This is a genomic window from Pseudomaricurvus hydrocarbonicus, assembly GCF_011602365.1.
GTDB classification, from domain to species: Bacteria; Pseudomonadota; Gammaproteobacteria; order Pseudomonadales; family Cellvibrionaceae; genus Pseudomaricurvus; species Pseudomaricurvus hydrocarbonicus.
Genome location: NZ_JAAONZ010000037.1, coordinates 1 through 13811 on the forward strand (window position 1 = coordinate 1; position 13811 = coordinate 13811).

13 protein-coding genes are annotated in these 13811 nt (G+C 53.5%); all 13 read left to right on the forward strand.

Going from position 1 to position 13811, the window contains the following annotated elements; genetic code table 11:
• The coding region (locus G8770_RS23530; protein ID WP_148079186.1) for a transposase at positions 1-117 on the forward strand (117 nt) is incomplete at its 5' end.
• A 251-nt stretch (positions 118-368) separates the two neighbouring features.
• Positions 369-1130, forward strand: a complete 762-nt coding sequence (locus G8770_RS23535; RefSeq protein ID WP_167192498.1) for an SDR family NAD(P)-dependent oxidoreductase — start codon at positions 369-371, stop codon at positions 1128-1130.
• A 1-nt stretch (position 1131) separates the two neighbouring features.
• Positions 1132-1965, forward strand: a complete 834-nt coding sequence (locus G8770_RS23540; protein WP_167192499.1) for an alpha/beta fold hydrolase — start codon at positions 1132-1134, stop codon at positions 1963-1965.
• Positions 1966-1989: 24 nt separating this feature from the next.
• Positions 1990-2994 (forward strand): zinc-dependent alcohol dehydrogenase family protein, encoded by a 1005-nt coding sequence (locus G8770_RS23545; RefSeq protein ID WP_167192500.1) that lies wholly within the window; start codon positions 1990-1992, stop codon positions 2992-2994.
• A gap of 149 nt (positions 2995-3143) precedes the next feature.
• The gene (locus G8770_RS23550; RefSeq protein WP_167192501.1) at positions 3144-3881 is read left to right on the forward strand and encodes an alpha/beta hydrolase; all 738 of its coding nucleotides are present in this window, start codon (positions 3144-3146) and stop codon (positions 3879-3881) included.
• 160 nt (positions 3882-4041) lie between these two features.
• Complete coding sequence (locus G8770_RS23555) at positions 4042-4878, forward strand: alpha/beta hydrolase (protein WP_167192502.1); 837 nt, start codon at positions 4042-4044, stop codon at positions 4876-4878.
• Between the two features lie 420 nt (positions 4879-5298).
• Entirely contained in the window at positions 5299-7320 is a 2022-nt protein-coding gene (locus tag G8770_RS23560; RefSeq protein ID WP_167192503.1) for an alpha-ketoacid dehydrogenase subunit alpha/beta, read from the forward strand.
• A gap of 15 nt (positions 7321-7335) precedes the next feature.
• Positions 7336-7566: a biotin/lipoyl-containing protein gene (locus G8770_RS23565; protein WP_167192504.1), complete on the forward strand. Its 231-nt coding sequence runs from the start codon at positions 7336-7338 to the stop codon at positions 7564-7566.
• Positions 7567-7847: 281 nt separating this feature from the next.
• Positions 7848-9248 carry an aromatic ring-hydroxylating oxygenase subunit alpha gene (locus tag G8770_RS23570; protein WP_167192505.1) on the forward strand — a complete coding sequence of 467 codons (1401 nt, stop codon included), beginning with the start codon at positions 7848-7850 and terminating at the stop codon, positions 9246-9248.
• Between the two features lie 51 nt (positions 9249-9299).
• Positions 9300-9980, forward strand: coding sequence for an SDR family NAD(P)-dependent oxidoreductase (locus tag G8770_RS23575; protein WP_167192506.1), 681 nt, complete (start codon positions 9300-9302; stop codon positions 9978-9980).
• Between the two features lie 319 nt (positions 9981-10299).
• Positions 10300-10620, forward strand: coding sequence for a 2Fe-2S iron-sulfur cluster-binding protein (locus tag G8770_RS23580; RefSeq protein WP_167192507.1), 321 nt, complete (start codon positions 10300-10302; stop codon positions 10618-10620).
• A gap of 243 nt (positions 10621-10863) precedes the next feature.
• On the forward strand, positions 10864-12147 hold the full coding sequence (locus G8770_RS23585) for a CoA transferase (protein WP_167192508.1): 1284 nt from the start codon (positions 10864-10866) through the stop codon (positions 12145-12147).
• A 51-nt stretch (positions 12148-12198) separates the two neighbouring features.
• Positions 12199-13680 (forward strand): amidohydrolase, encoded by a 1482-nt coding sequence (locus tag G8770_RS23590; protein ID WP_167192509.1) that lies wholly within the window; start codon positions 12199-12201, stop codon positions 13678-13680.
• The last annotated feature ends 131 nt before the right edge of the window (positions 13681-13811 follow it).

Genomic DNA, 13811 nt, shown 5'->3' on the forward strand with positions numbered 1-13811 from the left:
GTGTTAGAAGGCATGAACAACAAGATTAAAGTGATTAAAAGGATGGCGTATGGATACCGGGATAACGATTACTTCTTCCTGAAGATCAAAGCAGCGTTTCCCGGTAAAGTGCGATGAACCTAATTTATGGCTGCGTAATGTGAGCGAACGGTGTTTAGGAACATGAGGTCTAAGGGAGTTGGATTGGCAAGTCGTGAGTTTTAGAGGCTTTTCACACGGTGGTTGGCTTGCAGGGACAACTCCAATGGCTGGAATGCAACACTATTGCTGGATAGATGTCTGGATTCGAGCCGTTTACTTGTGCCAGACTTTAGCTCAAATTGAAGTACCTGTTTTAGACAGGTAGATAAAAACAGGAGAGCTTAAGCATGAGCAAACGTTTTGACAACAAGGTGGTGGTGATTACCGGCGCCGGTGGTGGCCTGGGTCAAACCAGTGCCGTTTTATTTGCCCGCGAGGGGGCACACCTGGTGTTGACGGACATCAATGAAGAAGGGCTTAAGGAGTCTGCAGCGCTGGTTGAAGAGGCGGGCAGTACTTGTTCAACCCACGTATTCGACATTATGGACGAGAGCGAAATCGAAGCTTTCGCCAAAGAAATTTGCGCCAAACACGATAAAATTGATGTCCTCTATAACAACGCTGGTGCCGCCTACGGCGAAGTCACCAAAATGGTTGACGATATGAACCAGGAGAAGTGGCTGCGATATTTGTCGCTCAATACGGTTTCCCCCATGCTACTGGCTCGGGCTATGCGCTCCTCGTTGAGCAACGCCAAGGGGCTGATCCTCAACCAGTCGTCCATGGCCAGCTACGCACCGGCAACAGTTTACGGTGTCACCAAAGCCGCGCTCAACTCAATGACCTACGGTATGGCGAATGTGTTTTCTGCCGAAGGTATTCGTGTCAATGCGATTGCGCCGGGCATTATGGAAACCCCTGCAAACAAAGAGGGATTAACGGCAGAAACCTACGCTCGGGTGCAGGGTATGCAGTTGAGTGATATTCATGGTACAGCGGAAGACATTGCCAATCTCGCTGTTTTTCTGGCTTCTGAAGAAGGCCGCTTTATCAATTGTGATGTGATCAATTGTGATGCAGGCAACCGGTTGAGAGCCTGGCGCAACTGATGTGTCTTCCCTCAACGGCGACGCGATTACGAATACGCCGGTGATGGTGCCGGCTGCAGGTCTTAACTTCTATGCTCTGCAGCGAGGAGAAACACCTCGTACCCTTTTTATTCATGGTTTTGGTGGCGATCTCCACACCTGGGATAGAGTGTTTTCATATCTCGATCCTGACTTGGCTGCATTGCGTTATGACTTGAGAGGTTTTGGCCGAACACCGTGTCCTGACTCAATCCCCTTCCGACACAGCGATGACCTTTTGGCTCTGCTGGATTCGCTGGCGATTTTGCAATGCGATCTGGTCGGTGTGTCGATGGGGGGAAGTGTTGCCCTCAATTTTGCCTTGAATCACCCGCAACGGGTGAGATCACTGGTATTGATCAGTCCCGGTCTGATGGGCTGGGAATGGTCTGAAGTCTGGCAGCGGCAGTGGGCAAAAATCGTGGCAACGGCCAGAGCGGGCAAGATGGATCGCGCGCGACAGTTATTTTATTCACACCCATTGTTTTTCAGCACTCGTGCCAGTGATGCGGCCGATGATCTGTATGACAGCATTATGCGATACTCTGGACAAGAATGGTTGCAAAACTTCGAACAGCCGTCCTTGCCAGACGTGGATCGTCTGCTTGAGTTGAAGCGGCCTACCTTATTGCTGAGCGGTGGTTGTGATCTGTCGGATTTTCAGGTGATTGCGGACTTGTTGAGCGCGTGTGTGGAGAATATTCAACGGATTGATTTTCCGGAGCTCGGCCACTTGATTCATCTGGAAGATCCACAGGCGTGCGCCCAATCTGTGCAGACATTTTTGCACCAACAGCAAACGGTACATCAACACTAACCCAATCGGAATTTCTGTAAGCCCATGAAAGTATTTCGCACACAGACATTACAGGGTATTGATTCTTTACAGCTGGAACACATGGATCCTCCTGGACCGCTGGCCTCTGGTCAGGTACGTGTAGCCATGCGAGCCGCGTCGGTGAATTACCGCGATTTTATGGCGTTGAGTGGACAGCTCCGCTCCCCCGGAGGCGGGTTAATTGCTTGTTCCGATGGTGCGGGGGAAATTATTGAGGTTGCCGCCGATGTTCAGGGCATACAGGTGGGTGATGCCGTGGCATTGACGTTTAATGCCGGTTGGTTGGGTGGTCCCTGGCGTGACACGACAAGTATGATGACTCGCTGTTGCCCCTTACAGGGTGTGATGCAAGAAGAAATGGTGGTGCACCATAGTGAAGTGGTGCAGCTGCCGGAGCACTTAAGTTTTGAAGAGGGGGCAACTTTGCCCTGTGCCGGTGTGACTGCCTGGCATGCATTGTGTGGTCCGGCACCGTTAATGCCGGGGATGTCGGTGTTATTACAGGGGGGCGGAGGTGTGTCCACACTGGCATTGCAGTTTGCCAAACTTTTCGGGGCCAGAGTGATTGCCATATCGTCCAGTGAAGACCGCTGTCAAAAATTGAAGCAGTTGGGAGCTGATGAGGTGATTAACTACCGCAAGGTCAGTGAGTGGAATAACGTGGTACGGGAATTAACCGATGGCAAGGGTGTCGATCTAGCGGTCGATATTGGCGGGGCAGAAACCATTGACCGATCCATTGCCTCGACCCGTGTGGGTGGACGTGTGGCTCCGGTGGGGTTAATCAGCGGCTGGCCCAATGCCATTTCCTCGCTGTTTTCCTCCAGTGTTGACATTACGCCGGTGCGGGTGGGCAGCCGTGATGACTTCGAAATGATGAATCGGGCGATCGATTTTCACAAGCTCAAGCCCGTGATTGACCGGTGTTACCGATTTGAAGAATTACCGGAAGCTTTACGGCATCTGCAGAGTGGTCGACACTTTGGCAAGATCGTGATCCATATTTAAAAATGTATAAAGTGTTTTAATAAAAAATCTAAATAAAGTCATCAGCAGGAACGCCGGCATTCCAATGCGCAGGCAGCGGTGGGGAAGCGGGATAAAAAGTCCCGTGGTAAACACAATGAATAATAAACGCAAAAAGGGAGTTGAAAAGTATGGCAACGTATGTATTGGTACACGGTGGCGGGCATGGCGGTTGGTGTTATCGTTTTGTGGCCAGGTGGCTGCGCGAGAAAGGCCACGATGTCTATACTCCCACCCTGACCGGCCTGTCTGATCGCTCACACCTGTTGAGTCCGGCGGTGGATCTCAACCTGCACATCACCGATATTGTGAACCTCCTTAACTATGAAGAGTTAACGGATGTCATTCTGGTGGGGCACAGTTATGGCGGTATGGTGATTACCGGTGTGGCCGATCGGGCGACAGACCGCATCGGCAATGTTGTCTATCTGGACGCGGCTTACCCCATGAACGGACAATCGCTGGCCGATGTGGCTCCAGAGATGATGTCTGCAGCTCATAATGACAAGCGGGTGGTGGACGGTGTTGAGCTGGTGCTCTTCCCCGGCAGTTACCCTATGACCGATGACGATTATTATGGGGTGACGGACCCGGCATTGATCGACTGGATGAAGCCGAAGCTGTCACCACACCCCTGGGCGTGCTTCACCCAGAAGCTTGAATTGGTGAATGAGGCGGCCATGCGTCAGTTACCGCAGTCGTTTATCGCCTGTTCGGCCAATATGCAGGATGAGTATCGCGAGGCTCTGCAGGGCCTGTGCCAGGGACGCTTTTGGGAAATCGATACCGGGCACGACCTGATGATTACTGAACCTGCATGGGTGGCGAACGTGTTGCAGGAAATAAGTCTGGCGGGTGAATCCGGCTAGCCTTTCCGCTCCTGGCACTCGTATCAGCCGCAGGCCAGAGGGGGCTCCTCAGGCAGTGGATTCAGCAGTGAAGAGCTGTGGTTGGTAGGGCCTGACGTGCAAGATTCCGTGATGTGTGACAAGCTAAACATTGTTGACAGTGAATGCTTGAGGGTGGCTTATGGCAACTTATGTGCTGGTGCATGGCGGTGGGCAGGGAGGTTGGTGTTATCGTTTTGTGGCCAAGCGGTTGCGCGAGCAGGGGCATGAGGTGTTTACACCCACTCTCACGGGGCTTGGGGAGCGGGCACACTTGCTCAGTGCCAGAGTGGATCTCAAGCTGCACATTGAAGACATCGTGAAGGTGATTGAATTTGAAGACCTGAACGATGTGATTTTAGTGGGCAATCGCTATGGCGGTATGGTCATCACCGGTGTGGCAGATCGTATTGCATCGCGGATCGCCAATGTGGTTTATCTGGAAGCGGCCTATCCGAGAAATGGCCAGTCGTTGCTGGATATCACGGGCGACTCTTTGCTGTCGTTACGGAAACAAGGGCAGGTGGTGGACGGGGTCGAGCTGGTTTTGTGGCCGAGTGAGGAGTTGCTCAAGCTGTATCGTACGGCCGACCCGCAGCTGATGGAGTGGATCCGGCCCAAATTAACCCCCCACCCCTGGAAGTGCTTTGAACAAAAGCTGGAGCTGGCCAATGAAGACGCCATGCGCCAGATTCCCCAGTCCTTTATTGTCTGTAGCGCCAATGTCAAAGAGGAATATCAACAAATTCTGGAGGAGCTTCAGGTTGGCCGTTTTTGGGAAATAGATTCCGGCCATGACCTGATGATGACAAAGCCCGATTGGGTGGCGGCTACTTTACAAAGTCTCAGCTTGGCGGTTGCCGATGATGTGCGCGGGGAGGCGGAGATGTCTGATGGTGATGTCCCTGATGACGCAATGGGAGGCTCCAGACCCCCTGCCAAGCCGGCATTGTTCCTCATCAAAGGCGGTAAGCATTAATAGTAATCACCGGCCATTCTGGCCAAAGCGAACACTTTTTTCTGTTTTTATCCGCCTGCGGGCGACTTATTCTTATTCGCCAGATATCTATTAATACAACGCTTATAGAAGTTGCGCCCTCTGACAACTATTGATAATGTACAGCGGTGTTGTATAATAACTTTCACACAAAAACAAACGGAATTCATTCCTCAGTTCAGTCAAGTTGCCTTAAATTATGATCCCTGGGTCATTTTTCATTTCGGCTCAGCTTGACGTGGACACAGATGTTCTGAAAACCGCCACCATTGGCCCTGCATATGAATGTTGATCAAAATGGTGGCTGGTTCCTGACGTTAGATGCCCGTAGAAAGTGTTTAGGTTGAACGCGTTAAAAATAATGAAGGTTGTTGAGAAGTTTGAATCGAGAGGAACAAATCAATGTCAACTGACATCAAGTCAATAGATCCAGGTACGCTCAAGGAGATTTACCGCCAGATGTCTCGCATCCGCGAGGTGGATAAAGGCATCCAGGCAGGTCTGTCCAGCGGTAAGTTTATGTTTACCTACTGGCCCATGACCGGACAGGAGGCTATTCCTGCGTCTATCGCTCCTCTGATCAGCAGCGAAGACCACATGGTGACCATTTACCGGGGCATCCACGATCAGGTTGCCAAGGGCGTCCCTTTGAAAGGGTTGTTTGCCGAGGCACTGGGCCGTGAAGGTGGCGTGAACAAGGGCAAAGGTGGTTCCCCTCACATTTCCGATCCCAGTTCCGGCTCTATGCTGACTACGGCGATTGTGGGTGCAGGCGCGCCGATTGCCAACGGCCTGGCTTTGGCTGAAAAAATGCGCGGTACCGACAAGGTCACCATTGTGAACTTCGGTGATGGCGCGACCAGTATCGGTGCGGTACACGAAGCCATGAACCTGGCTGGCGTGTGGAAACTGCCGGTTATCTTTATGTGCCAGAACAACCTGATCGGCGAGTACACGCCAATCCCCGAGTATACCGCCAGTAAAAACTTTACCGATCGTGCTGAAGCGCTGGGCTTTCGGGGTGTCAGGCTCAACGGTAACGACCCGGTTGAATTCCACAATGGTATGAAAGAAATCATCGACAGCGTGCGCAGCGGCAATGGCCCTGTGTTTGTTGAGGCCATGACTTTGCGCCTTGGGCCTCACGCGGGTGTGGGCTGGAGCCATTTGCTCAAAGGTGAGGAGTTGCAGGAAGCGAAAGCGGACTGGCCGGTACCGGCCACTCGTCAGCGTTTGATCGATGCCGGCATCTGCACTGCAGAAGAGCTGGATGACATCGACAGCGCCGCCGTTGCTGAAGTTGCCGAGGCCATCGAATGGGCCATGAGCAGTGAAGTGACCGGCGAAGACGAAATGCTGTTGGACGTCTACGGCGATCCCGATACCGTTCCCAAGCGTGGCCAGCGTGTGAAACGTGACGCCGAGCCTGAGTACACCGGTGAAACCAAAACCATGGCCATGTTCGAAGCCGTTCAGGACGCCCTCGACCTGTCCATGCAGGCTGACGAGAATGTCTACTGTCTGGGTGAAGACATCGGTGATGATCCCGGCGGCGTGTTTAAGTGTTTCAAAGGCATGCAAAGCAAGTGGGGTGAGCGTATCCGTCCGACGCCCATTGCTGAGCAGGCTATTATCGGAGCCGCCACGGGGTCTGCCCTGGTTGGCATGCGCCCGGTGGCTGAAATCATGTTCGCTGACTTCGTTGGTGTGTGTATGGATCAAATCACCAACCACGCGGCCAAGCAGCGTTATATGTCCGGGGCGACCACCCACGTGCCCATGACCGTGCGCATGATCGCCGGTGGCGGTATTGGCGGCTTTGGTGCTCAGCATTCCCAGTCCACAGAAGCTCTGTTGTTGCATCAACCAGGCCTGAAGATTGTGTACCCAAGTACGCCAACAGAAGCCAAAGGCTTGCTGATGAGCTGTATCTTCGACGACGATCCGTGTATTCAGATGGAATCCATGATGCTGACCTACGCCCTCAAGGAAGAAGTGCCGGTAGGTGATTACCGCATTCCTCTGGGTGTGGCCAAAGTGAAGCGTGAAGGTACCGATATTACCTTGGTGACTTACGGTTGGCAGGTCATGCAGTGTCTGCAGGCGGCTGAAGAGTTGGCCAAAGAAGGTATCAACGCCGAAGTTTTGGATCTGCGTACTTTGTTGCCGCTGGATTATGATCGTATTCTCGGGTCCGTTGAGAAAACCGGTCGTGCTCTGGTTGTACACGCTGCCGTTGAATTCTGTGGTCTGGGGTCCGAGATTGCCAGTACCATCAACGAGGAGCTGTTCACGAAACTGAAAGCTCCGGCTTCACGCTTTGGTGCGGCTTATGCTCCTATCGCGTATTCTAAAACCATTGAAACTGCTCAGGTGCCTAACGTAGCCAGCATCGTTGCGCGGGTTCGCGAAATGTTTAAATAAAGTAAGGGGATATACATGTCGACTTCATTGACCATACCAAAGCTGCAGATGTCCAGCACTGAAGGCACTCTGGCTGAATGGCTGGTAGACGATGGTGCAAACGTTGAAGAAGGACAGCCTATCTACTGTCTAGAAACCGATAAGTCTGTACAGGAAATCGAAGCTCCAGCAGCCGGTAAGCTGGTTCACAAACAAGCCGCCGGTGAAACCTACCCTGTAGGGACTGAGATTGGCGAGATTGTTTGATTAAAAGAGCGGGCTTAAGCCCGCTCTTTTCTTATCCGTTTTAACTTTACCATTTGTCAGTTCAAAGCCGTTGGAGATGTCTAAATTTCTAAGTGGTTAGTCTCCCGCCTCTTTCAGGCTCTAAAGCTTTTACATAGAAAAACTACAATAACAAGCAACATACAGGTTTGGATCCTGGTGAAATTATCTAGCGGTAATTTGTAGCCAGCAAGATAGCTATAAATGCAGTTATGTATGTAGAAATAATTATAGATATGCATGCAGTTGTAGAGAGTGGAAATATGAGTTTAGCAAATACCAATGAGACCAGCGAGTGGCCTGAAAGCTGGCGTACGCTGTCTCATGCAATTCGGACCGGGCGTTACACCGATCCTCAATTTACCAAGCTGGAATACGAAAAGTTGTGGTACCAGACTTGGCAGTTTGCTGCGCGCCTGGACGAAATTCCCAATAAGGGGGATTACACCACCTACGACATTGGCAAGCAGTCGGCCATGCTGGTGCGTGTGGGGGAAGACACCGTAAAAGCGTATTACAATGCTTGCCCTCACCGTGGCACGACGCTGTCGGAAGGCTGCGGGCATTTTGAAAAAGACCAGATTATGTGTCCTTTTCACGGTTGGAAGTGGGACCTTGAAGGGCAGAACAAATTTATTATGGAGCAGCAGGAGTTTAAAGACGGCAACCTGCTGGCCAGTGATGTCAAGCTGCGTGAAGTTCACTGTGAAGTGTTTGCCGGCTTTGTGTTCATCAGTTTTGCTAAAGAGCCGCAGTCATTTGAGGAATACATTGCCCCGGTGGCGAAATATATTGAAGGCCTGGGGCTCAGTGATATGCACCACTACTGGTGGCGCCGTATGGAAGGCCCAGCGAACTGGAAAGTGGCTCAGGAAGCTTTCTTTGAAACCTATCACGTGCCAGCAACCCATCCGCAGCTGGACCCGGTGGGCGCCAAGGTGGTGTACGAGGATGTGCATACTCCGGGCGCGCCTTTACAGCATGAGCACGTCATCTATGAGGGTCTGGAGGGTGGCCACGGCCGCTTCTACGCGGGTGAAAAACCCATGTCCAGTACCGATGCCAACGCCGGAGAAGAACGTCTCGAATTCATGATCGAGCACATGCAGCATCTGGTTCACGAAATGGATGCCATGGTGCTGCAGGGCGACGTCGATGTTGCCACCAGTCTGCGTGGTAAACCCCTGCCAGAAGGCTCCAGTTACGGCGCTGAATTTATCAAGGCAATCTACGCCAAAGCGGCTGCCGAAGAGCGGCCCATGCCGGCACCGACGCCAGAGAACGCGGCGATGTGGGGCGGAGAAGTGTTTGTCTTCCCCAATCTGTTGATCTTGCCAAATCTGGGCAATGTGATGATCTATCGTATTCGTCCCAATGGCGACAGCCCGGACAGCTGTATTTTTGAAATCTTCTCCACCACTACCTACCCCAAACTGGCTGAGATTCCTCGCGCGGAAGTTCAACATGTCACGGATTATAATGATCCGGAGCAACTGTTATTGATCCCCCGTCAGGATTTCGCCAATGTTCCGCGCATTCAGCGGGGGTTGCACTCCAACGGTTATCGTCAAATTTATCTGGCGAAACATCATGAAGTGATGATTCTAAATATGCATCAGGAGCTGGACCGCTATCTCGGTGCTCCTGAAGCCATTGCGAAATAATCCGATCAAACTGATACAAAACGAAGGCTCTAAACGATTTAAGGTGTACTCATGGAATTAAAAGATAAAGTTATCGTGGTGACGGGTGCTTTGGGCACTCTGGGCCGCGCCGTGTCATCTGCAGCGGTGGCTACCGGTGCGACGACAATCTGTGTTGACTGTGTGGATGGTGAACCGGCGGCTGGCGTTGAAGCGACCCCGGCGCTGGATTTGGGGGATGCGGCTGCTACCGAGGCGGCATTTGCCGCTATCGCCAAGCAATACGGCCGCATTGATGGCCTGGTCAACGTCGCCGGGGGATTTGCCTGGGAAACCGTAGACGATGGCAGTATTGACACCTGGGATCGCCTCTATCAAATGAATGTGCGCACAGCCGTGAATGCCAGCAAGGCCGCTTTGGCGCATATTCCGGCAAGCGGTGGTCGCATTGTCAGCATAGGTGCCGCCGGTGCCGTGAAGGCGGACATGGGACTGGGAGCCTACGCGGCCTCCAAATCCGGAGTGGCCCGTTTTACTGAAGCGTTGGCCGAAGAGGTGAAATCCCGGAACATCACGGTGAATGCGGTCTTGCCAAGCATCATTGATACCCAGCCAAACCGTAACGACATGCCCGATGCGGATTTTTCCGCCTGGGTGTCACCCCAGGCATTGGCTGACGTCATTCTGTTCTTGCTGAGCAGTCAGGCAGAAGCCGTTACTGGTGCTTTGATTCCGGTGACCGGCCGGGTCTGATCCTGCACAGGCCGGGCAACCGGCCTGTCAAAAACGTCTGTTGTCCTTCGCTCAATGGCCCTGCAGCCCTGCTCGTTCTGTCGCTTCTGAATTCCTTTCCCGGCACCCCGTTGGATCCCTTGCACGCTTCATGGTTTACAAGATTTGGCTCACGAGATACTATATTCAACAACGTTGTCCAATAGTGTGGAGGGCCAGTTCAGGTGCCAAAACACAAAAGCGCGACCTGATTTGAGACAAGCGTTTCTGGACTATAAAAGAGCCCATTAGCCAACAATAAACCGAAAATAGTCAACATTAGCCGGAGTTTTAAGCAGCGATGCCAAAAGTAATTTATATCGATCACAACGATACTGAGACCGAAGTAGAAGTAGAAAACGGTGCCAATTTGATGCAGGCGGCACTGGATAACATGGTTTCAGGTATCCTCGGTGATTGCGGTGGTGATTGTGCCTGTGCCACATGCCATGTGTTTGTGGACTCAAAGTGGCAAGATGAAATTGACGCGCCCAGTGAATTGGAAGAGGATCTCCTGGACGGACTGATTGATCCGCAGCCTAACAGTCGCCTGAGTTGCCAGATTGTGATGGAAGACAAGCTGGACGGCATTGTCCTGCGTCTTCCGGAAAGCCAGTATTAAGTTGTTTGTCTCCTCGGTATCGGCGCTTCGGATAACTGTTGCGGCCAGGACATTGGCACCGTCAACTTGGCGTCAGAATACTTGTCTCGGGGGCAACATGGTTATTACCTCACCCAGAAGCACAGACTTTGATCAATTGAGCTGTCGTAGCCAATGTCGTAGCCAATGTCCTAGAGAGTGTCGCAGAGCGTGTTGCCGCGGCCCAATGACCGGACACACCACGGGATCGGGGCAGTTAGTCTGATGTCGTTTGTTGATCATTATGCACGAAGTTTGCTGGACTCTCTGGGGCTGGCAGCCTGTGACCCTGTTGCTGATCTGCAATCACCGCAACACTTGTGGGCTGAGTCTGGTGCCATGTGGCTCAGTGGCCACCCGCAAGAGTTGCCGCGCCCTTGTCCCGCGCCTCTGGCGGCCTGTGCCCGTGGTGCCTGGTTGGCACTGGCGGCGCTGAACCCCACGGCTTATGCCCCCCATTTTTCGGCGCATCGACTGCTGGGTGAACGGGCGGCGATTTCAAGCCTGACGCGTCACGGTAAAACGTCGGCAGGGGGGGCCTGCCATTTGCTGGAGACAGCCGATGGCAGTCTGGCCCTGAATCTCGCGCGTGAGGACGACCGGGAACTGTTGACCGCGTGGTTACAACAGCCGGTGGATGATGCGGTTTCACTGGAAACCGCCGTGGCACAGCAGCAGACCACCGTTTTGGTCCGGCGCGCCCGCATGATGGGGCTGGCGGCAGCGCCTGTTGCCAGCCCAAAGCCCAGCCAACATTGGTATCGGGCAACTCGATATTCTTCTGCTATACCCAACAGAACCCGTCCACCGATAGTGGTTGACCTCACTTCCCTGTGGGCCGGACCGCTGTGTGCCAGTCTCTTGTCGCTGGGGGGGGCGAGGGTGATCAAAGTGGAAAGTAGCAAACGACCTGATGGGGCTCGACTGGGGCCGGCGCAATTTTTCCATTTGATGAACAGCGGTAAGGAGAGTGTGGCCCTGGACTTGAGTACAGAACCGGGGCGCAAGCAGTTAAGGCAATTGCTCAGTCACGCGGATATTGTGTTGGAGGCGGCACGTCCCCGCGGATTGGAACAGATGGGGATTGTTGCCAAAGACTATCTGTCGGCCAAGCCGGGTAGGGTGTGGCTGAGCATTACCGGCTATGGCCGCCGATCCCCCATGAAAGACTGGATTGCCTATGGCGATGACGCCGGGGTAGCGGCGGGTCTGTCCTGGTTGATGGCGCGCGACGGTGGGGGCCCGGTGTTTTGCGGGGATGCGATTGCCGACCCGTTAACCGGCTTGCATGCGGCGCTCTTGGCGCAGGCCTCCTGGATTCACGGCGGAGGAGAATTGCTGGACATTTCTCTCTACGACGTGGTGTCTTACTGTATCGGTGCTGGCTGTGTGTCGCGGTCTGTCGGCAACAGCAATTATGTTGCCGAACCGCCAACGGCTCGTCAACCGACCTTACAGGCCGGTCCATTGGGCGAAGACACGGCCCGCATTCTAAAAGAATTTTCGTGAGTGTGTACCTGAGCTTGGCACAAAAACCTCACCCGGTTGATTGAGTGGAACATGAGTGGATTAAAGACGACGAAACAGGAATCAAACACAACTTCGTCATCGGCGGAGCCGGTTTTCATTCGTGGAGCCCAATTACTGGACGGGGGGCTCTGTGATGTGCGTCTTGCCAATGGCCTGATAGCCGCGAAAGCGGCCGTGCTGCAACCCGAGCACAACGACATTATCGTTGAAGCGCAGGGTAATCTTCTGTTGCCGGGTTTGCAGGATCACCATTTGCATTTATTCGCCACCGCGTCTGCTCGCGCATCAGTGCAATGTGGTCCGCCCGAGGTCAACAGCGAACAGGAACTGCGTGGTGCGCTGCAGGCAGCCCCGGGGTCAGGCTGGCTGAGAGGCTTTGGTTTTCACGACAGTGTGTATTCACCATTGAACCGGGACTGGCTGGACTCTGTATGTCCGGATCGGCCGGTTCGAATTCAACATCGCAGTGGCATGATGTGGGTGCTCAATTCTGTTGCGCTGGAACAGTTGTCTCTTGATGCGAATGACGCCTTGCCCGAAGGCGCCGAGAGAGATAGCCAGGAGCGTTTGAGCGGGCGTTTTTACAATCTCGATGCCTGGCTGGGAGAGCATCTGCAGCGTGCCTGGCCATCACTGACAACGCTTTCCGCTGAATTGGCCAGCTATGGCATTACGGGCGTGACCGATACCGGTGTGAATAACGACAGGGCGGTTTGGTCTGCCTTGCAGGCCGCTAACGTCCGGGGAGAGATGTTACAACGCATGTTGGTGATGGGCAGCGAGGCGCTGGTTGAGTGCGGTACAGAGCAAACGGAATGGTTACAGCTTGGGCCGTTGAAACTCTATCTGCGGGAGGTGGATTTACCCGATCTGGACCTCTTCAGCCAACGCATTTTGTCGGCGCACCAGCAGGGACGTGCCGTCGCCGTGCATTGCGTCACTCGGGTGGAGATGTTTTTTGTACTGGAAGCCTTTACCCAGGCTGGGGTTCGGCCCGGTGATCGCATTGAACACGCCTCCATTGCGGATGATCATGTGCTCGAGCGAATGTCGCAACTGGGGCTTATTGCCGTGACACAGCCCCACTTTATTGCCGAGCGCGGGGATCAGTATTGTACCGATGTCGACCCCGATGATCTGCCATGGTTGTATCGGGCTCAGAGCTTTTTACAGCAAGGAGTGGTGCTGGCGGCGGGTAGCGACGCACCCTATGGATCCCCCGACCCCTGGGCGGCGATGCGGGCGGCGATTCAACGAACAACTCGTGGCGGCCGAGTGATGGGGGTGGAAGAACAGCTGACTCCCCATCAAGCGCTGGGGTTGTTTGGCGGCACTGCGACACAACCGGGAGGCGGCATGCGCCGACTTGTAGCCGGACAGGCGGCCGACCTCTGTCTGCTGGATACGGACTGGGCGCACTTGAGTCAGGACCTTCACGCCTGTCACGTGGCGGCGACGTTCTGTGACGGCAAGGTGATTTATCAATCTGCTGACTTAAAACTTAAAACCTAGAAACTAGTAACTAGATGTAGAGTTCAGATACGTTGTTCACTACAGCCAGTCTGCTGATGGGTGGTTTATTACCTAAACTACCGTGAGGTCTTACCAGATTAAACCACTTCAAATAGCACGGTAGCCAGCTA